The 19,274-nt window shown below is 36.4% G+C and carries 20 protein-coding genes; 10 read left to right on the forward strand and 10 right to left on the reverse strand.

All coding sequences use genetic code 11. From position 1 onward, the window contains the following. Positions 1-6 precede the first annotated feature (6 nt). The 4 genes from RTP52_RS03040 to RTP52_RS03055 all read right to left on the reverse strand — a co-directional run bounded on the left by RTP52_RS03040 (position 7) and on the right by RTP52_RS03055 (position 3,367). A complete protein-coding gene (locus RTP52_RS03040) occupies positions 7-1,794 on the reverse strand; it encodes an NADH-quinone oxidoreductase subunit NuoF (protein ID WP_312100649.1) in 1,788 nt (595 codons plus the stop codon). A 15-nt stretch (positions 1,795-1,809) separates the two neighbouring features. Beyond that, positions 1,810-2,181: a (2Fe-2S) ferredoxin domain-containing protein gene (locus tag RTP52_RS03045; protein ID WP_312100651.1), complete on the reverse strand. Its 372-nt coding sequence runs from the start codon at positions 2,179-2,181 to the stop codon at positions 1,810-1,812. A 61-nt stretch (positions 2,182-2,242) separates the two neighbouring features. Beyond that, the gene (locus tag RTP52_RS03050) at positions 2,243-2,800 is read right to left on the reverse strand and encodes an ATP-binding protein (RefSeq protein WP_312100654.1); all 558 of its coding nucleotides are present in this window, start codon (positions 2,798-2,800) and stop codon (positions 2,243-2,245) included. A gap of 72 nt (positions 2,801-2,872) precedes the next feature. Continuing rightward, positions 2,873-3,367 carry an NADH-quinone oxidoreductase subunit NuoE family protein gene (locus RTP52_RS03055; RefSeq protein WP_312100656.1) on the reverse strand — a complete coding sequence of 165 codons (495 nt, stop codon included), beginning with the start codon at positions 3,365-3,367 and terminating at the stop codon, positions 2,873-2,875. 521 nt (positions 3,368-3,888) lie between these two features. Between RTP52_RS03055 and RTP52_RS03060 the strand changes: the two genes are divergently transcribed. From RTP52_RS03060 to RTP52_RS03085, 6 genes are all read left to right on the forward strand, one after another. Beyond that, on the forward strand, positions 3,889-4,239 hold the full coding sequence (locus tag RTP52_RS03060; RefSeq protein ID WP_312100659.1) for a DRTGG domain-containing protein: 351 nt from the start codon (positions 3,889-3,891) through the stop codon (positions 4,237-4,239). Beyond that, positions 4,191-4,658: an ATP-binding protein gene (locus tag RTP52_RS03065; protein WP_442913521.1), complete on the forward strand. Its 468-nt coding sequence runs from the start codon at positions 4,191-4,193 to the stop codon at positions 4,656-4,658. Before RTP52_RS03060 ends, RTP52_RS03065 begins: the two co-directional genes overlap by 49 nt. A gap of 146 nt (positions 4,659-4,804) precedes the next feature. Further along, positions 4,805-6,082 carry a [Fe-Fe] hydrogenase large subunit C-terminal domain-containing protein gene (locus RTP52_RS03070; RefSeq protein WP_312100665.1) on the forward strand — a complete coding sequence of 426 codons (1,278 nt, stop codon included), beginning with the start codon at positions 4,805-4,807 and terminating at the stop codon, positions 6,080-6,082. A 164-nt stretch (positions 6,083-6,246) separates the two neighbouring features. Further along, positions 6,247-6,594 (forward strand): hypothetical protein, encoded by a 348-nt coding sequence (locus RTP52_RS03075; protein ID WP_312369177.1) that lies wholly within the window; start codon positions 6,247-6,249, stop codon positions 6,592-6,594. Then, positions 6,575-7,306 carry a PHP domain-containing protein gene (locus RTP52_RS03080; RefSeq protein WP_312369179.1) on the forward strand — a complete coding sequence of 244 codons (732 nt, stop codon included), beginning with the start codon at positions 6,575-6,577 and terminating at the stop codon, positions 7,304-7,306. The genes RTP52_RS03075 and RTP52_RS03080 overlap by 20 nt, the downstream gene beginning before the upstream one ends. Positions 7,307-7,455: 149 nt before the next feature. Continuing rightward, positions 7,456-8,028 carry a hypothetical protein gene (locus RTP52_RS03085; protein WP_312369180.1) on the forward strand — a complete coding sequence of 191 codons (573 nt, stop codon included), beginning with the start codon at positions 7,456-7,458 and terminating at the stop codon, positions 8,026-8,028. Between the two features lie 180 nt (positions 8,029-8,208). On the opposite strand, the gene RTP52_RS03090 is transcribed toward RTP52_RS03085, so the two are convergent. The 3 genes from RTP52_RS03090 to spoIIR all read right to left on the reverse strand — a co-directional run bounded on the left by RTP52_RS03090 (position 8,209) and on the right by spoIIR (position 11,929). Continuing rightward, complete coding sequence (locus RTP52_RS03090; protein WP_312369182.1) at positions 8,209-9,780, reverse strand: DUF3794 and LysM peptidoglycan-binding domain-containing protein; 1,572 nt, start codon at positions 9,778-9,780, stop codon at positions 8,209-8,211. Between the two features lie 421 nt (positions 9,781-10,201). Then, positions 10,202-11,083 (reverse strand): 4-(cytidine 5'-diphospho)-2-C-methyl-D-erythritol kinase, encoded by an 882-nt coding sequence (gene ispE, locus RTP52_RS03095; RefSeq protein WP_312100678.1) that lies wholly within the window; start codon positions 11,081-11,083, stop codon positions 10,202-10,204. A 123-nt stretch (positions 11,084-11,206) separates the two neighbouring features. After that, positions 11,207-11,929 (reverse strand): stage II sporulation protein R, encoded by a 723-nt coding sequence (gene spoIIR / locus RTP52_RS03100; RefSeq protein ID WP_312369183.1) that lies wholly within the window; start codon positions 11,927-11,929, stop codon positions 11,207-11,209. Positions 11,930-12,327: 398 nt separating this feature from the next. Between spoIIR and RTP52_RS03105 the strand changes: the two genes are divergently transcribed. Genes RTP52_RS03105 through RTP52_RS03115 form a run of 3 tightly spaced genes read left to right on the forward strand, consistent with a single transcriptional unit; the run spans position 12,328 to position 14,683 of the window. Continuing rightward, positions 12,328-13,389, forward strand: coding sequence for a D-alanine--D-alanine ligase family protein (locus RTP52_RS03105; protein WP_312369185.1), 1,062 nt, complete (start codon positions 12,328-12,330; stop codon positions 13,387-13,389). Positions 13,390-13,407: 18 nt separating this feature from the next. After that, complete coding sequence (murI, locus tag RTP52_RS03110) at positions 13,408-14,220, forward strand: glutamate racemase (protein ID WP_312369187.1); 813 nt, start codon at positions 13,408-13,410, stop codon at positions 14,218-14,220. A 28-nt stretch (positions 14,221-14,248) separates the two neighbouring features. Further along, a complete protein-coding gene (locus RTP52_RS03115; RefSeq protein WP_312369189.1) occupies positions 14,249-14,683 on the forward strand; it encodes a DUF1934 domain-containing protein in 435 nt (144 codons plus the stop codon). A 154-nt stretch (positions 14,684-14,837) separates the two neighbouring features. Here the strand turns inward: RTP52_RS03115 and RTP52_RS03120 are convergent, their stop codons facing one another. Continuing rightward, a complete protein-coding gene (locus RTP52_RS03120) occupies positions 14,838-15,293 on the reverse strand; it encodes a hypothetical protein (RefSeq protein ID WP_312100691.1) in 456 nt (151 codons plus the stop codon). A gap of 132 nt (positions 15,294-15,425) precedes the next feature. After that, complete coding sequence (locus RTP52_RS03125; protein ID WP_312369191.1) at positions 15,426-16,157, reverse strand: lysophospholipid acyltransferase family protein; 732 nt, start codon at positions 16,155-16,157, stop codon at positions 15,426-15,428. Between the two features lie 489 nt (positions 16,158-16,646). Between RTP52_RS03125 and RTP52_RS03130 the strand changes: the two genes are divergently transcribed. Further along, positions 16,647-16,781 (forward strand): rubredoxin, encoded by a 135-nt coding sequence (locus tag RTP52_RS03130; RefSeq protein WP_081428598.1) that lies wholly within the window; start codon positions 16,647-16,649, stop codon positions 16,779-16,781. Positions 16,782-17,005: 224 nt separating this feature from the next. Here the strand turns inward: RTP52_RS03130 and RTP52_RS03135 are convergent, their stop codons facing one another. Continuing rightward, the gene (locus RTP52_RS03135) at positions 17,006-19,084 is read right to left on the reverse strand and encodes a glycoside hydrolase family 31 protein (RefSeq protein WP_312369193.1); all 2,079 of its coding nucleotides are present in this window, start codon (positions 19,082-19,084) and stop codon (positions 17,006-17,008) included. Positions 19,085-19,274: the final 190 nt, after the last annotated feature.

The raw sequence follows: 19,274 nt of genomic DNA on the forward strand, positions 1-19,274 counted from the left end.
CCATAATTATTTCTTACTGATTGCGCCGAATTTACATTTCTCCATACAAGCTCCACACTTGATACACTTATCTTGTATGATTACGTGAGGCTCGCGAACTTTACCTTCAATTGCATTGTTTGGACAGGTACGTGCACATAAAGTACAGCCTTTACACTTGTCTGCATCGATGGTATAGGAAAGTAAGGATTTACATACACCAGACGGACACTTTTTGTCTACTACATGAGCGATATACTCGTCTCTGAAATAGCGAAGTGTGGATAAAACAGGGTTTGGTGCTGTCTGACCAAGACCACAGAGAGAGTTATCTTTGATGTAATAGCAAAGATCCTCTAACTTATCTAGATCCTCTAAGGTTCCATTACCCTTGGTAATCTTGTCAAGAATCTCTAACATACGCTTTGTACCGATTCGACATGGAGTACATTTACCACAAGACTCATCTACGGTAAATTCAAGGAAGAACTTAGCGATATCAACCATACAGTTGTCTTCATCCATTACAATAAGACCACCAGAGCCCATCATAGAACCAATGGAAATCAAGTTATCGTAATCAATTGGAATATCAAAATGCTCTACTGGAATACATCCGCCGGATGGTCCACCTGTCTGAGCAGCTTTAAATTTCTTACCATTTGGAATACCACCACCGATTTGTTCTACAACTTCACGAAGTGTAGTACCCATTGGAATTTCTACAAGACCAGTGTTCTTGATCTTGCCACCAAGAGCGAATACTTTTGTACCCTTGCTCTTTTCTGTACCCATGGACGAGAACCATTCTGATCCATTTAAAATAATCTGAGGGATATTAGCATAAGTTTCTACGTTATTTAATATGGTTGGCTTTTGGAATAATCCTTTTTGCGCTGGGAATGGAGGACGTGGACGAGGTTCACCACGGTTACCTTCAATAGAGGTCATAAGAGCAGTCTCTTCACCACAAACGAAAGCGCCAGCACCTAGACGAAGACCAACATCAAAGGAGAAATCTGTACCAAATATATTATTCCCAAGAAGGCCATATTCTCTCGCTTGATTTATCGCAATTTCAAGACGAGCAACAGCGATTGGGTATTCAGCTCGAACGTAAATATATCCTTGATTTGCTCCGATTGCATATCCTGCAATAGCCATAGCCTCTAATACTACGTGAGGGTCACCTTCTAAGACAGAACGATCCATGAATGCACCTGGATCCCCTTCATCGGCATTACAGCAGACATATTTTTGATCAGCATCATTTCCTTTTGCAAGCTTCCACTTTAATCCGGTTGGGAATCCACCGCCTCCACGGCCGCGTAACCCGCTGTCTAAGAGGACTTGTATTACTTCGTCTGAGGTCATTTCGGTAAGAACCTTACCAAGTGCTTCGTACCCCCTTGTTCCTATGTATTCATCAATATTCTCTGGGTTAATTACACCACAATTACGAAGAGCAATTCTATGCTGTTTTTTATAAAAATCTGTTTCATTTAATGATTTAATACCATCTTCCGTAACTGTCTCATTATATAGAAGGCGTTTCACAATTCTACCTTTTAATAAGTGCTCTGTTACGATTTCAGGGATATCTTCAACATTTACCATGGAGTAAAATGTGCCTTCTGGATAAATTAACATAATAGGTCCCAAAGCACAAAGTCCGTGGCATCCTGTCTGAACTACAGCAACCTCTTCTTTTAGTCCGGCTTTTTCGATTTCAGTCTGTAACGCATTTAGAATCTGCTGACTTCCGGAGGAAGTACAACCGGTTCCACCACAAACTAAGATGTGTGAACGATACATATTAGGTCCTCCTCGCTATTTAATATAATTTTGAATCGTGTATTCCTTGACAATCTGACCACGTACCAAGTGCTTTTCTACCACTTCAAGCGCTTTTTCTGCTGTCATCTTTACATAAGTTACTTTTTCTTTATCGGCTTCCGTAACTTCTACAATTGGTTCAAACTGACACAAACCGATACATCCTGTTTGTGTAACGATAACGTTTGTAAGGCCTTTTTCTTGAACTGCGGTAGAAAGAGCGTTAAGAACAGGTCTTGCGCCGCTTGCGATACCGCAGGTAGCCATACCTACAACGACACGGATATTTGCTTCGCCTTCATTACGAAGGCTAATTTGATTCTGCATCTTCTCCCGTATTGCTTTTAATTCTTCAAGAGATTTCATAATTCCTCCATTTCTGCGCATATTGTTTGCGCATCTAATTACTAATTTCAAACGGATTATCTTAGAGAATGACTCCTTGATCGACTTCTTGCTTATTTTCGCTTAAAAACTCTCGTATATAATTAGAAACATCAGGAGAATTAAGCGGTATTCCATCAAGTATCATTCGAATTTCTCTGGTATCTAGGGTGAAACTTTTGTCATCTACGGTATATGTATATAAGAAATCTATCCGGTTATTCAATGTTATCAGCGTATGCATCGTGCTTGTCATGTCTCCAAGCGGCATCCGATCAATATGAGAGAGAATAAAACTAGCTGTAACCATGGTACCTTCCCCAACAAAAGAATCTATGGAAAAGTTACCACCAGTGGAAGTCGCCGCATATTGAAAAAACGGTATTCCAAGCCCGACCTTACGGGTAGTTCGTGTTGTGAAAAATGGATCTAAGACATGGGTTATCTGCTCTTTTGTCATGCCACAGCCATTATCTTTAATGACGATAGTCATAGTATCCTTTTTTCTATCTGCAGTTACAGTTATAATAATGAGTGTTGCGTCTGCACGTATGGAGTTTTGAGCAACATCTAATACGTTCAGAGAGATTTCCGGCATCATAATTGATTTCCTCTATTTCATATTCTATAAACAATGCAATTTTAAAGTTAAAAGGTACTAATAGGAATTAGCTTATGCGTACTTAGCAAGAATACCATCCAAGTCGTCTACGGAAAGTCTTCCGTATACATCATCGTTAACGGTAAGAACAGGAGCTAAACCACAGGCACCAATACAACGGCAGGCTTCTAAAGAGAATTTACCGTCCGGGGTACATTCGCCGCTAGCAATACTAAGCTTCTCCATGAGTTTATTATAGATGTCACCAGAGCCTTTAACATAACAGGCAGTTCCAAGACATACGGAAATTTTGAATTTCCCTTTTGGAAAAAGTGAGAATTGAGAATAAAAAGTTACTACTCCATAAATTTTTTCCAATGGAATATCTAATGTGTTAGAAATTATGGTTTGAACTTCAATTGGAAGGTATCCATAGATTTCCTGTGCCTTCTGAAGTATTGGCATTAAGGCACCTTTGTCACTTTTAAGCTCTTCTATAACACTTATAAGTTCGGCCTCTTGCTCTTTTGTTCCAGCAAAAGGAACGGTTGATTTCTGTGAGCTCATGATAAAACCTCCTTGATAGTTTTTTAACAATCTTTTCGATGACATGTTGTCGAAAAACAATAGTATTATAGCATGATATTAGTGAAAAATCCACAATGATATAAATTTAACAAATATCAATGTTTAATTTAAGTTTTGCCAAATACACTATACATAATTGTGTATGCAATAAAATACACTAAACATATTACATGTAATAAATATTGAATTATTTGTGCTTAATATACAATAATGCACAATAAGTAGTTAATAAAATAACATATGGATTAAAAAATTTATACGGCTGGAGTTGAAAAGAACATTTGGTAATGTTATACTGATATATAAACCAAAATGTATAAAAATTATACAATATTGACAGTTTTCATGGGGAAAGGAAAGCCGTGGAGATTAACAAGGATAAAGAAGAACGATTTTGTTAAGTTTTATAGCAATGGCAGAAAAGTAGATGATTTTCTCAGGTAGAGTTATCTACTAAAATGTTACGTATACCGTATAGATTGATGAGGAGGCATTCGCACATGACTGTAAGAGATGTGAAAGAAATACTTGGAGCGCAGGTAATTAGCGGAGAAGAATTTTTGAATCGTGAGGCACATACTGGTTGTGGATCCGATATGATGAGTGATGTACTTGCATTTGTCAAAGAACAATGTGTATTGCTAACTGGGTTGTGCAATTTACAGGTAGTTCGCACTGCGGAAATGATGGATGTAGTATGTATTGTTTTTGTTCGAGGAAAAAGACCAGATGAAGCTATGATTGAGCTTGCAAATGAAAGAGAAATACCGTTATTATGTACCGGACATCGTATGTTTACAGCATGTGGTTTATTATACCAAAATGGTCTGCGCGGAGGTACCTCAAATTGAACCAAACAATCACACTAACTTATACGATATCTGGTGATGATTTTACTAGAGCTGGGGAAGCCTCTAGTGATGTTAAAAAGAAACTAAAGCAGATGGGTGCAAATCCGGAGGTTATAAGAAAGGTTGCCATCTCAATGTATGAGGGCGAGATAAACATGGTGATTCATGCCCATGGAGGAGAAATCACTGTGTTTATCTCTTCAACTGAAATCATAATCAGATTAAAAGATGAAGGACCAGGAATTGTAGATGTAGAACTTGCCATGCAAGCAGGATATTCCACCGCACCCGATAATGTTAGGGCACTGGGATTTGGGGCTGGTATGGGTCTTCCGAATATGAAAAAATACTCAGATGAAATGAACATAGATACTATACTGGGAGAGGGGACTACTGTAACGATAAAGGTTTATATGTAGTTATGTTAGTATAAGGAAATGATGTATGGATTAGCGTTGATTGTATCATGATATGATACATAACGAGTAATCAGGGCTTACTAGATGTTTTTTGTTTCTTGGAATGAAATATATGCTAAGAGATATGCTAGGAGAGGGGGATGACGATGGGGAAGTTTTATACTGCGGTGCGATTGGATGAAAGCCTTTGTACGGGCTGTATCAATTGCATTAAGCGTTGCCCTACCGAGGCAATAAGAGTTCGTAATCAAAAGGCGGTAATCACAAAAGAATTTTGTATTGACTGTGGTGAGTGTATTAGAATATGTCCTCATCATGCCAAGAATGCGACTTATGATAGTATGGATATGATTAAGAAATTCGAATATACCGTTGCCTTACCAGCACCTTCTTTGTATGCACAGATGAATAATTTAGATGATATTAATATTGTTTTAAATGCATTAAAGCTAATGGGATTCTCTGATGTTTTCGAAGTAAGCGGTGCTGCTGAAATTATATCTGCAGCAACTAGAATGTACATAGAAGAACATAAGGAGAAGTGGCCCGTTATTAGTACTGCATGCCCTGTGGTAACTAGATTGATTCGTGTTCGTTTTCCGAATCTTTTAGAGCATCTACTTCCTCTAAAGGCTCCAGTTGATATTGCTGCCGAGCTAGCTAGAAAAGTAGCAATGGAGAAGACTGGGCTTCCAAGTGAGAAAATAGGCATCTTTTTCATCTCACCATGCCCGGCTAAGGTTACAGCGGCTAAAAATCCCTTGGGATATGAAAAAAGTGAGGTGGATGGGGTACTTGCAATTAAGGATGTCTATCCACGGTTAATAAGTTGTATGAAAATTGTAGCAGAGAGAGATGAGTTAGAAGACCTAGCAATCTCGGGTAAAATAGGAATCAGTTGGGGTTCTAGTGGCGGTGAGGCAAGTGGGCTTCTAACAGATAGCTATCTTGCAGCAGATGGGATTGAAAATATCATTCGAGTACTTGAGGATATGGAAGATCAGAAGTTTACGAACCTGGAGTTTATTGAATTAAATGCGTGCAGTGGAGGATGTGTTGGTGGGGTATTAACCGTTGAGAATCCATATGTTGCGAAAGTAAAACTGAAAAGACTTCGTAAATATATGCCCGTTGCTAGAACGCATATTCCACTTGAAAGTATTGATCTTTTTTGGACACAGGAGGTTGAATATGAACCTGTTTTCAATCTTGGTGTCAGTTTAATTGAAAGTATTGGTAAAGTAGCAAAAGTAGAAGAACTTTGTAAGAAGTTTCCGGGGCTTGACTGTGGATCTTGCGGAGCTCCGACTTGTAAGGCTCTTGCAGAGGATATTGTGAGAGGGGTTGCGGAGGAAAACTATTGCATCCATATCTTTAGAGAGTATGTAAACAAGCTATCTGGTAAATTTCCAAAGGATAGTTAAAGAGGAACTTTTATAATAATTCTACAAACAAGAAGAATAAATTAGCCTCATCAGGGAAGTATCCTGCTTCAATAAGCGAGGAACCTGATTGATAATCCATATAGTGGAAATTAGGTAAAGCTAAAAATACAGTATCATAGAGTTTACTAGGGCGGGAGGAAAGGATGACAAAACAAGAATTTATCAGGAGTAGCAATTTTACAGTAATTAACGAGGGTGACAACCTAAATATGAAAGTAGAGACTCCATTTTGTTGTGATTTATTAAGTATTGCAATGAGTAAAATTCCAGTTGGATCTGCTTGGGTAACAGTAATGGGTAATATAAATACGATAGCGGTTGCAACTTTAACAGAAGTAGCTTGTGTAATTTTGTCGGAGGGAATTACGCTTGATGATGCTGCACTATCAAAAGCGAAAAGTGAAGGTATTACAATCTTAGCTACCGAACTACCTATTTTTGAGGCAGCGTACCAAGTATATCAAATCATACGTGATTCCTCTAACCTATGATTTTCATATTCACACCTGCTTATCTCCTTGTGCCGATGACGATATGACTCCGGCTAATATTGTTATGATGGCGGCATTAAAGGGGCTGGATGTGATAGCGATTACCGATCATAACACCTGTAGAAACTGTAAGGCTGCGATAGAGATTGGGAAGAAAAATAATATTTTAGTCTTGCCAGGAATGGAGTTAACGACTTCTGAGGAAGTACATGTCATTTGCTTATTTGCGGAATTAGAAGATGCCATGATGTTTGATTCTTATGTCTATGAGCGTTTAATAAAGGTAAAGAATAAGGAAAGTATCTTTGGAAATCAGTTAGTTGTAGATGAAGATGAGTTGGTGTTAGAACGTGAAGAGTATCTTTTGATTAATGCGACTACCATCGGATTTTCTGATGTCTATGATGTAGTAACTGCTTACCATGGGGTTATGATTCCTGCTCATATTGATAAATCTTCAAATAGTGTGATTTCAAACCTAGGGTTTCTACCTCCAGATAGTAGGTTTTCTTGTGTAGAGCTTACAAAACTGGAGAACAGAGATCTTTTCATTCCTAATAATCCATATCTTCAAAAGTGTAGAGCAATTTTGGATTCTGATGCTCATAACTTAGGGCAGATTAGTGAACCAGTTCATGTGTTATCCGCTTCAATGAAGAATGCAACTGCTGTACTAATAGCATTAGAAGGTTTAGAATCATCTCCCACCTAAGAGGCCTGGGAGTTTTCTTGTAAGCATAGATCGAGTTAAACATTTTTACGATTCCTTCCGATATAAGAAATAAGACCTAAGTTTAGGTCGGTAACTGATGTCTTTTTTATTAGGGTTTATAGCCCTACGTATACCAAGGAGGGTATTGTATGAATGTAAACGGAGTTACGGGTGTAAGAAACACCTATGCGTCAACAGAATCAGCGGAATTAGAGAAGAAAAATTCCACGACGAACGAGTCGAATCAAGAAACAGTGGCTGCAACTTATGAAAAGTCCGAAGGTATTAAAACAAATAAGCAGCAGGATAGGGAAACTATCGAAAGATTAAAAGCGGATGCGGAACAAAGAACAGCAAGTCTTCGCTCATTAGTAGAAAAAATGTTATTAAAACAAGGCGAGCAAGTAACGAATGCTACAGATATTTGGGCTCTACTTCGAGAAGGAAAAGTAACGGTTGACCCAGAAACAGCTGCAAAGGCCGCTTCTGAAATAGCAGAAGATGGATATTGGGGTATTGAACAAACCTCCGAACGTTTAGTATCTTTTGCAAAAGCATTGGCTGGAAATGATTCCTCCAAAGCAGAAACCATGATTAATGCTGTTACGAAGGGCTTTAAAGAAGCTACGAAAGCTTGGGGAGGCGAACTTCCTGAGATATGCCAGAAAACTTTAGATACAACGATTGAAAAGCTTAATAAGTGGAAGGACGGTTTAGAGTAATCGTTCATTACTTAATTAGAAAAAGGTCTGACGCACTAAGTAATTAGTGTAACAAGCCTTATTAAAGCCAAAAAATGAGCTGTGCACTGCGGTTTATTAACCGCTAGTGCAACAGCTCCTCTTTTTTAATAGTTCGTGACAAGGAAGAGATCGCGATGCGTACTTTTTCTTGTTATAAAATTATCCAAAGCTAGGATCTAATTCCTTAACAATTAAGAGATGATCCCCAGCACTGATAGATTCTGAATCCAAATCATTAATATCTTTGATAGCGTCAACTGTGGTATGGTAATTCTTTGCTATCTTCCAAAGGCTATCACCAGGTTTCACTACATATCCAATCATACCTGGCATTGCTTGCAACACCGCTAAGTCGAGAGGACTTTCTTTGAAATCAACCATAAAGGATTCGGTTAAACGGTCAAATGCGATAACGTTAAGAACAACACTAGCTTTTACCTCTACCTCTGAATTATCAAGCATCATAATGTTGATTTGCTCAAGGTTTGATTTTACATCATAGCTGCTATTTGGTTTTAAGTCTCGAATTTCAATCATTTGAGAAAATGGAACAGCAGCTTTTATAGCTTGTAAAGGTCTTGCATCATCTGAGCTTATGTAAAGTATGCTAAGATCAATAACGCCTTCCACTTCTAATCCATTATCTACTGGGATAATATCATCAATCTTAACGGTACCATTTCCATGGCAAATCTGTAAAAGTTTTGCACTATCTTCATCTAATCGAATTCTTTCCGATACGCGTGCACGATTGTTATTACGCATGAGAAGGTTCTCATAATTAGCTTCCTTATAAACAGGAGTAATTTCCCTCATTGGAGAATAGATATCCTGAAGAACTTGCATCTGAGTTTCCTCATAAATCTTAATGGAAACATCTAAGATTGTTTCTAAGTCAAGAACTCGTTCTTCTCCATCCGCATCTGGTTTTACACTTAAGTTGTTACCAACGATATCAAGTGAGATGTCAGGAGTCATATCTTCGGTACAGCCATTACAGTCAATGGTTGAGCTAAAAGGTAGTTCAGCCTCATAGTATTCCATTGGGCTGTCTTCGCCATCCCCTATGTAGAGGACAAACAGCGAAATTTCACCTTTGGCAGTGAACTTATCTGTCAACAGACGCACATCGACATTCTTCAATTCTACATTATTATATAGAATTTCGGAGATACAGCTCTTACCAGATGGAAGAACAACCTCATCACGGAACCGATAGCTGTCCTTTTTGTTTACAGCCATATTGGTAACGTCAATTGTTTTGGATACGGATTGTACATCAGGTTCGGCATCAACAGACACAGCACTTTCTTCATCATACAAATCTTCTACGGCAACACTTAAGCGAACCAAAGCCTTTACACTAAGTTTTCTGGAGTTAATAATACTAGCGGTTAGGTCTTCGATCTCGTATTTTAATGTTCCGGTATCATGATTGCAGGATTCATTTAAGTTAACTACTTCATCGAAAGGAATCTGTCCACTTAAGCTATGGATTGGACGATTGGTTTCATCACTTAAATATAATACCTGAAAATGCAGCGAGCCATTTGCATAGAGTTTACCATTGTTTATTTTCTGATCGTTAAATTTGATTTCCCCCTGCGACTTAATTAATTTACTAATGTCTGGTTTACTATCCGGTACATTGAAATCATCGTCAAAGGTTACTTGAAGATTACTTTTACATTTCAGCTTATTCATATGTATGTTCTTTTTAATGAGTTCCAAGTAAATTCCCTCCTTGCTCATTTTATTCGTGTTCTAAATGTCCACGTTTGCGTCTAACACATTATATGAACCTGGATAAGTAGTTATGAATGCAAAATGTGAATGATATTATATGCTATGAGTAAAGAGAACAAAACATTCGTATAAGATGATTTCTAAAGAGATGGTACCTGGTAGGAATCTCCCACACCGAGCAAGAAAAAAGTACGCTTCGCGAACTTTCCCTTGTCTTGAACAAAAAAGAACAAACCGCATCATTTTCCAAGATATAAAATCTTAGGTGATGATACAATTTGTTCTTTTCATAAAATAATGGAACTATGAATTATTAATATTGTAACTATGTCATCATATGAATTAATAATATAGTTGTTAGGTATCTGAAGTACTTTCAACTGGTCTGTTTATAAGAGTATATCCATTAAGGGCTGACACTCTTAGATTCAAAAAATCGTGTTAAGAAAGTCTGTTTTCCGTAAGGGCCAACCTTATATTCATAAAAAGCACGCTCAGCAGTCTTTTGATTGTCAAATAAGGCAAAGACAGTTGGACCGCTTCCACTCATTAAGGCATTAAGAGCACCATGTGAGAGTAAATCCATTTTAATTCGTTCAATTTCTGGATGATGCTTGATTGTGACGGACTCCAAAACATTAGAAACAAGAGAGGACATTTGATGTAAATCTTGTTTTTCAATTGCTTCTATCATCCCATCAATATTTGGATGTTTGGTGTTCTCGTCTAACGTAAGGTTTTCATACACAAATTTGGTAGATACACTGACCGGCGGCTTTACAATTAAACAATAGCAGTTAGGTGCAGGAGGGAGAGGAGTTAGGACCTCACCGATTCCTTCGGATAAAGCTGTTCCGCGTAGAAGACAATAAGGAACATCAGCTCCAAGCTTTACGCCAAGCTTCATTAAATCTTCTAAAGTTTGATTGGTTTGGAAAAGTTCATTTAAGCCAAAAAGTGTGGCAGCAGCATCGGAACTTCCGCCAGCCATTCCGGCTGCAACAGGAATTCTCTTCTCTAGATTAATGTAAAAACCGTCGCTAATCTGAAAAGTTTCCTTAAACAGCTTACAGGCCGCATATACGATATTATTCTCATTGGTTGGTAAAAAGTGTAGATTTGTCTTTAGCGTGATATCTGGATTTGTGGTTGGCTTAATAGTAATTTTATCATACAACTTGATAGTCTGCATGATCATTCGGACATCATGGTATCCATTTGGACGCTTGCCAATCACATCGAGTGCAAGATTTATTTTTGCATATGCCTTTAGTGAAATAATATCCATTGAAAACTCCTGTCGTGTGGTTATAACCCTGATATTGTCCATTATATTAGTCTGGAAAGGGTTTTGCAAGTAGTATTCAGACATTCTCCAAAGATGGATTCTCAAATGAGCTTCTAAAAACATCTAAAATAGCTTTGATAAAAAATCCAAAAGTTTAAACTTCACAACAACATTTGGCTTTTCTTCTTTGATAATTGAGGTATATTCCTCTTCTGTTAGTAAGGTTTTCAATTGTTGCTTAGAAACTTCCGGAACTACGGTATAGGTTGCATCAACAAAGCATAGATTTGGAAACAAAATACACCACCAATTACGTCCTTCTGCCATTCCAAGTTTTATTTTAAGAGCATCATACTCACCAGCTGGCAGAGTGATGTCTCCGTAAACTTTAATTGGGAATGTACCCTTATCAAGGGTAACACTAGCGCCATAGTAATATCCTTTCATAGCTAGCAGCCTAGAGGCTTCTTTCTCTATATCTGTTAGATGATTCATTAATACCTTGGTTGTACTTTCTTTGTCCGAGCAATCCTTTAAGAGTGGTGTTAAGTAGGTCATGATACCTTCTTTTACATAAAGCTTCACATTCTGGTCCTCCTCAGAGTCACTATTACCAAGGATGTGAAATCGCAGTATTTGTTTCGCTAAGTCTTCCTGCAGAAGAGCCTGATTTTCTTTTATAGCTGGTGAGCCTGTAAATGATACAAAGGCTCCGAACAAGGCATATAAAGTAATTAAAAACGCAAGTAAAAAAGGCAATATGTAAGATAAAAATAATTTCTTAGTGAAAGACTTCCTATTAGAAGTTTCATGCATATTAGGGTTAATAAAATTTGCAAATCTCATAACAATACTCCTTTATAAAATTTATGAAAAGAATCTCCGTGATTTTATTAAAAGTATGTCCTAACATGTGAGATTTAAACCAGTAAATAATGTGATTGCAATCCCAATGGCTGTAGACGGTCAGTAGTTCACAAGATAAAAACATTGAATTAATAACTAATTGAGTGTAAAATGTATATAGTAATAGGAAAGTATAACATTCATAGCCTAGAAAATAATGGATTTCAATGAAATTATGAAATTTAATAAAATAAGAAAAATTATATTTCCCAAACTTTTCTCTGGTCATTATAAAAAAGGTTAATGGAAAAATGAATTTCATACTATAATTAAATGAATAAGATTCGACTTAGGTGGGACTCGAATAGATAGGCAGACAGAAAGAAAGGATGACTTGCATGGATAAGAAGACTATTGTCGTTTTGTTTGGAGGGCAATCCTCAGAACATGAGGTATCATGTGTTTCAGCAGTAACGGTTATAAATCATATTGATCTTGATCATTATGATATTGTATTGGTAGGCATCACAAAAGATGGAAAGTGGTTACTTACAGAAAGTGTAGAAGACATCACAAGCGGAGTTTGGAGAAATGGGAAAAAGACCGCGATTCTTTCTCCAGATAGAAGTAAACCAAGCCTTTTGATTATGGAAGATAATAAAGTAGAATATCAAAAAGTAGATGTTGTATTCCCAGTATTACACGGATTATTCGGTGAAGATGGTACCGTCCAAGGATTGCTTGAACTAGCTGGGGTTCCATATGTGGGTTGTGGTGTTCTTGCAAGTGCAGTATCCATGGATAAATTATATACTAAGATTATTGTGGATAGCCTTGGTATACGTCAAGCGGCTTATGAGCCAGTGTATGCGAAGGAATTGGAGGAGATGAGTAAGGTAGTAGAGCGAGTAGAGAATCGTTTATCCTATCCAGTATTCATTAAACCATCCAATGCTGGTTCCTCTAAGGGGATTACAAAAGCTAAAACCCAAGATGAATTAATTGCTGGATTAAAAGAAGCTGCAGAGCATGACCGCAAGATATTAGTAGAGGAAACTATAGTGGGAAGAGAAATCGAGTGTGCAGTGCTTGGTGGTATGGAGGCGAAAGCATCAGGAGTTGGTGAGATTTTGGCAGCAGCAGAGTTTTACGACTATGATGCAAAGTATAACAATGCAGAATCTAAAACTATTATTTCACCAGAGCTACCAGAGGGTAAGGCACAGGAAGTCAGCGATGCAGCGGTAAAGATATTCCGTGCGGTTGATGGTTATTCCTTATCAAGAGTAGACTTCTTCTTAGAAAATGAAACCAATGAAATTGTATTTAATGAAATCAATACTCTTCCAGGATTTACATCAATCAGTATGTACCCTATGTTATGGGAAGCAAAAGGGATTGCTAAGCCACAACTAGTGGAAAAATTAATTCAAACAGCATTTACAAGAAATATGAAGTAAGCTGTATGGAGGGACAATATGTCAAATAAATCTGCAATTGGAGTTTTTGATTCTGGTATTGGTGGCCTTACGGTAACCAAGGAAATTATGAATCAATTACCTAAGGAACAAATTATATATTTTGGAGATACTGCTCGTTTACCATACGGTAGTAAGTCAAAGGCAACTATAACGATGTACTCCAGGCAAATCATTCGTTTTTTATTGTCGAAGGATGTTAAAGCAATTGTGATAGCATGTAATACAGCGAGTGCCTTAGCTCTTGAAACAGTGAGAAAAGAAATTGAGATACCAATCATCGGTGTTGTTAATCCGGGTGCCAAAGTAGCAGCTGAGACAACAAAGAATGGTAATATTGGTGTAATTGCTACCGAGGGTACGATACGAAGTGGTATTTATAATGAGTTTTTAGGAGAAATTCGTCCCGATCTTCGAGTGTTTGGTAAGGCTTGTCCTTTATTTGTACCTTTGGTGGAAGAAGGTTGGATTAATGATCCAATTACGAAGGAAGTTGTAAGTAGATATATACAAGAACTATTATATAAAGATATTGATACCTTAATTCTTGGTTGTACTCACTATCCTTTGCTTCGCAAGGTGATTCGTGAGGTAGTTGGTGATGAAATTGAATTAGTGAATCCAGCTTATGAAACCGCCAGAACCTTAAAGCAAGTATTAGCAGAGCAGAAATTGTTATCGGAAGAATCAAAGACACCAGAACATTCCTTTTTTGTCAGCGATGGTGCAGAAAAATTCCTTAACTTTGCAAATACCATACTACCATGTGAAATTATTGAAACGAAGGATGTTAACATAAAGACTTTTGAATAGAAATTGTATTGGAAAGGTAACCGAAAGAATGACAAAAGAGGTAATTGTATCGATTGCCGGCTTACAATATGAGACTGAACAAGAAGAAGCCATTGAAGTGATTAGTCTTGGTGAATACTATTTTCGCAATGGAAAACATTTTGTATTGTATGACGAATTGTTAGATCAGGAGAGTGCACCAGATAAAACGGTGCGATGTACGTTAAAGATTTCAAAAAATCAAGTAGAGTTAACTAAAAAAGGGGAGGCAGCTTCCCATATGGTATTCGAACTTGGAAAAAGTCATATGAATTATTATACGACTCCGTATGGTGATTTGATGATAGGTGTTACTACGAAATCAATTGATATTGTGGAAAATGAGAAAGAAATTATTGTTGAGTTGTTCTATGCATTGGATATTAATTATCAATATGTATCAGAATGTAATCTGAAAGTAAAGATTACCGAAAGAGAAAGATAGATATCGAAAAAGGCTGTTTAACATGTTAAATCAAGTTCCCTAGGAACTGATTTATGTTAAACAACCTTTTTTTATAAAAAACAAATTTTTATTGTTTATCTATCGTTTCATGATTTTTCTTATTCCTCTACGTTTTGATAAACATTTCATACAATTAGTTCTTTTTTGTTATTTTTGACTTCATTTTCTTAAAGAATTTTTGCTTAACCGGGCGTTGTTCTAAACCGCCACGGAGGCCTTTTACATCAAGAATGTAGATACCATTAATAACAGCCTTGATTTCTTTCTTTATTGGGATTAGGTCAAAAACCTTTTCTTCACACATTAAAGTTGCTACTTTAGGACCGATTTTTGCTTTTACAACCGGAACTTTTGAACGGCGAAGATACTTTGGTGTTTGGTCTAGTACAATCTGCGGGAACCCGGCATCTTTAATACGCATACGTTTTTTATCAATGACTAAGATTGAAAATGACTGCGCACCAGCACGAATATCTGCTTGAGATGCCTCCTGTTTCTTTTGCATCTTTCTTCCATATATAAGTAAAGCAACAAAGAGAACAACTAAGATTGCTAAAATGACTAACATTACAATTGTCCATGTTTGCATATGACTACCTCCTTTCGTTATGTAATATCACGAAACAGCCTTCTTTTCTTAGGTTGTACAAGAAAGCCATAGATATTATTTTAACATTAAACTATAAAAAAAGAAATAGAAAAATAATTTTTCAAGTAAGTTTTAATGTACTAACTTTTTATCCTCTTCTAACATAGTTTCGATAACATTACGAACATGGTTACCGATGAATTTACGTTCTTCTTTTGGTAAATCATTTGGATAAATTGGATTACCATAATGAATGATGACAGTTGCTTTTTTAACCCATGGAAATTGGCGTTCAAAAACTGAATCGGAGTTTGTGATTGCAACTGGGATGATGGCACAACCAGTTTTTTCAGCCATTTTAAAGCTTCCTTCTTTGAATGGTAACATTTCTTCTTCGCGATTTCTTGTGCCCTCTGGCATAATAAACATAGAGTAACCTTCTCTTATGTTTTCTACACCTGTTAAAATGGTTTTTAACCCCTCTCTCGGGTTTTCACGATCAAGAAATAGACAATTGAGGTTTTTCATCCACCAGCTCATAACTGGAACCTTTTCCATTTCTTTCTTTGCTACGAAGCCTGTTAGAGTAGGTAACGTAATGTAAGCTACGGCTATATCAGCTAAGCCTCGATGATTAGCAGTATACAAAACTGCTTCCTTAGAAGGAAGATTTTCACGACCTAAAACCTTGAATTTAGTAGCTGAGAAAATACATATGATACTGAAAAAAATCTTAGCTGCTGTTTGGGAAAATCTTATTTTGGCATGTTTATTAAATAGGCCAATAATGAGGGAAATCAAATAGAATGGCAGTGATATAATTAAGAAAATCGTAATCGCCAATACAACCAATACTGTTCTCATAGTAACCTCTATTCTGGTGCTTTAGCACCTTATAATAACGATTAATCTTTGGTTTTAGCAAAGATTGCTATACCAAAAATTATTGGTACTGTTACCAAAATATATTCAAATTAGTTGTTTTTTTTACTGATTTGATATACAATTGGAAGAACCATCGAGTATTATACCATAACCTAAGGAACAGTGTCAAAATGCTATAGAGATTTTATAAGTTATTAAGAAATCTAAATTTTACCTTGAAATTATGTAACATTCATATAGGAGTCTATAATCGCATATTTTAATTTGAGTATATAAGAGACTATTCATTCATTACAAGGAAAAGTTTGAGAAGTGTACGTTTTCTTGTATAGATACTCATTGACTATTTGTTTTGAGATGCTAGAAGAGAGAATCTTAGAAACAATTATCAATAACCGATAAAGATTACCCTAATTTAAAATGGAAAGTAAGCCATAGGCTGGCAGTACATTGAAAGGAGGTGATAATATGAGTCAAGAAGTACAATATGTTTGCTCCGTATGCCAATGGGTATATGATGGAGAAACTCCATTTGAAGAATTACCAGATGATTACGAATGCCCTATCTGTGGTCAGACAAAGGAAGTATTTGTACAAGAGTGATTTACATAGAGTAATCACTTATTAAAAAGGCCCTTGAAACTGTATATTAGCAGTTTTCAAGGACCTTTTTCAGTTTATTAAACCATTACAGTTCACTAAGCCCTTTTTAGTTTATTAAACCATTACAGTTCACTAAACCATTATCAGTTTATTATTCCATTATCCTATTAAGACAGAAATGCTTGTCGTAAGTTGGTATGTTAAAAAAGCTAGCAAGTAATATCTTAGGAAAATTGAAACTCAGAATCTACAATCTGTGCTGCATTAGGACAATCAATCGTTACGAGGGTTGTTGTACCATCTGCAGGAAGTGTAATTCCGTCATCGTCATAAAATTCATAAGAAGCTTCCTTTGTTAAGTAGCATAATAGAGTAAAGCTTTTACGGTCTAAGGTTGCTGTGTTCTCTGCTGTTTTTGCTAGTGGCAGAATATGATTTTCTTTCACAAACAAAGGAACTTCTGATAAGTCAACTTCGATATAATGATGACCTTTTGTGAGTACTTCCATACTAAAATCAGAGTCTTTTGTGAACTTTAGATATAGCATATCCTCTGGAAGATAGACATAGCGTCCCGTAGCATTTTGGGTATAAACTGGGGCTATCATTAGTCCATCACCTAACATTAATTGATCTTCGATATGTCGAACCAATGGATCATTTGGATAATCAAAAGCAAGTGGTCGAAAGAGCATTTCGTTCTTTTTCACAGACTTTACAAATTCACTATATAGGTATGGAATGAGACGATAGCGAATTCCAATTAGATGCTTAAATTCTTCTGTTGATTCAAATTCATAACATTCTTGATTTCTTGTGCCAATTGCAGAGTGATTTCTCATAAGAGGAGTAAAGATGCCAAAAGCTAGCCATCTTAGCATCAAGTCTCGGGTCACATCACTACCAAACCCACCTAAATCCGCACCACTATATAGGAAACCACACATATTTAGTGATGGCATCATCTTGATATTTAATAGAAGATGTGACCACCAAGATTGGTTATCTCCAGTCCAGATGCCACCATAGCGGTGCATACCGATATAAGAGGAACGAGAGAATAAAAGGATTCTCTTAGCATTATTTAAATTTTGGAATGCTTCACCTGCCGCACGTGTCATGTAATAACCATATAAATTATGGACTTTATCGTGGCGAACTTTCTTTCCTTCCACATCGTGATAGAATCTCTTGTAATCTTCTTCATTGTTTTGTAAGGAATCTATGAGATATCTTAAGTGGAAGAAATTCGAAAGGTCTAATTCATTGTTTTGCATTTTTTTAATTTGTTCAAATACATCATCTAACCCTTCTTTAGAATAAAAGATAGCTGGTTCATTCATATCATTCCAAAAACCATCAATTCCTTTATCAAGTAAAGTCCGATATTTATTGCCAAACCATTCTCTGGTATCTTTCTTAAAAAAATCAGGAAAATGAGTATCACCAGGCCAAACACCTGCAATGAAGTCAGTGCCATCTTCTCGTTTGCAAAAGTAATTATTTGCGACACCCTCTTCATAGATGGAATACCCATCTTCTATTTTTACACCAGCATCAATAATAGGAACTAGATGTAGGTTTCTTTCCTTCATTTCAGCAACAAACTCTGTAAAATTCGGAAATTTTTCTTCATCAATCGTAAAATCTTTATATTGTTCCATATAATCAATATCCATGTAGATGGCATCAAGTCCAATTCCATGCTTTTGATATTCATCGGCAACAGTCCTTAGATCACTCGCTGTCTTATATCCCCAACGAGATTGTTGATAACCAAATGCCCAAAGGGGAGGAAGATAGGATTCGCCAATCATTTCACGAAATTGTTTTACGATGTCATAAGAGCTTTTACCTGAGATAACATAAAGATAAAGATTTGCTTCTTCTGCTACGATGCGTAACTTCGAGTAAGAGGAATATCCAATATCAAAGGTAAGTTTCCCAGGATAATCAATAAAAAGACCAAAACATGTATTTCCATCAATGATTATGAAGTTATGTGCTCCATAAAGTGAGAATTTATTTTCTGTATGATTTGGATCATCAGTGCAATTGCTTATGTATTGATAACCCCGCTTATTAATTCCACGGTTTGCTTCACCAAGGCCGTAAACAATGTCATCTTTCGCCATATCATATTCCAGGGAAAAATTATGATCTGCTTTTATAGAAATAGGTAAAGAAAACTTATCGTTAGAGTCTTCTTTTGTAAAATTAGAAGAGGTAACAGTAGTTGAATTTAATTTCACTGGTACAGCTTCAGTTTCAAATGGAGTTCCAAAACAATATTTAGTAATCATCTGTGTCCTTTCTTTGTAACCTTTTTAATTATTCATGATAAGAAAAGTTCGCGAAGCGAGCTTTTACTTGTTAAAAGTAATGTTTGAGTATTCTTTAAATACTTTTAGTACTTTTAAGAACTGTTAAAGTGCTATTTAAGTACTATTTATAGATTATTATAACATAGTTGGAGAAAATAGCATATGAGAG

Source organism: Lachnoclostridium sp., from assembly GCF_031997925.1.
GTDB lineage: Bacteria > Bacillota > Clostridia > Lachnospirales > Lachnospiraceae > Lachnoclostridium.

Bases quoted from the DNA above. Each gene is read 5' to 3' on its own strand.
- spoIIR (WP_312369183.1), bottom strand. From the start codon at position 11,929: ATGAGATTTGCAAATTTTATTAACCCTAATATGCATGAAACTTCTAAT.
- RTP52_RS03050 (WP_312100654.1), bottom strand. From the start codon at position 2,800: ATGATGCCGGAAATCTCTCTGAACGTATTAGATGTTGCTCAAAACTCC.
- RTP52_RS03115 (WP_312369189.1), top strand. From the start codon at position 14,249: ATGACAAAAGAGGTAATTGTATCGATTGCCGGCTTACAATATGAGACT.
- RTP52_RS03040 (WP_312100649.1), bottom strand. From the start codon at position 1,794: ATGTATCGTTCACACATCTTAGTTTGTGGTGGAACCGGTTGTACTTCC.
- RTP52_RS03070 (WP_312100665.1), top strand. From the start codon at position 4,805: ATGGGGAAGTTTTATACTGCGGTGCGATTGGATGAAAGCCTTTGTACG.
- murI (WP_312369187.1), top strand. From the start codon at position 13,408: ATGTCAAATAAATCTGCAATTGGAGTTTTTGATTCTGGTATTGGTGGC.
- RTP52_RS03060 (WP_312100659.1), top strand. From the start codon at position 3,889: ATGACTGTAAGAGATGTGAAAGAAATACTTGGAGCGCAGGTAATTAGC.
- RTP52_RS03120 (WP_312100691.1), bottom strand. From the start codon at position 15,293: ATGCAAACATGGACAATTGTAATGTTAGTCATTTTAGCAATCTTAGTT.
- RTP52_RS03065 (WP_442913521.1), top strand. From the start codon at position 4,191: ATGTGGTTTATTATACCAAAATGGTCTGCGCGGAGGTACCTCAAATTG.
- RTP52_RS03130 (WP_081428598.1), top strand. From the start codon at position 16,647: ATGAGTCAAGAAGTACAATATGTTTGCTCCGTATGCCAATGGGTATAT.
- RTP52_RS03075 (WP_312369177.1), top strand. From the start codon at position 6,247: ATGACAAAACAAGAATTTATCAGGAGTAGCAATTTTACAGTAATTAAC.
- RTP52_RS03045 (WP_312100651.1), bottom strand. From the start codon at position 2,181: ATGAAATCTCTTGAAGAATTAAAAGCAATACGGGAGAAGATGCAGAAT.
- ispE (WP_312100678.1), bottom strand. From the start codon at position 11,083: ATGGATATTATTTCACTAAAGGCATATGCAAAAATAAATCTTGCACTC.
- RTP52_RS03125 (WP_312369191.1), bottom strand. From the start codon at position 16,157: ATGAGAACAGTATTGGTTGTATTGGCGATTACGATTTTCTTAATTATA.
- RTP52_RS03105 (WP_312369185.1), top strand. From the start codon at position 12,328: ATGGATAAGAAGACTATTGTCGTTTTGTTTGGAGGGCAATCCTCAGAA.
- RTP52_RS03135 (WP_312369193.1), bottom strand. From the start codon at position 19,084: ATGATTACTAAATATTGTTTTGGAACTCCATTTGAAACTGAAGCTGTA.
- RTP52_RS03055 (WP_312100656.1), bottom strand. From the start codon at position 3,367: ATGAGCTCACAGAAATCAACCGTTCCTTTTGCTGGAACAAAAGAGCAA.
- RTP52_RS03085 (WP_312369180.1), top strand. From the start codon at position 7,456: ATGAATGTAAACGGAGTTACGGGTGTAAGAAACACCTATGCGTCAACA.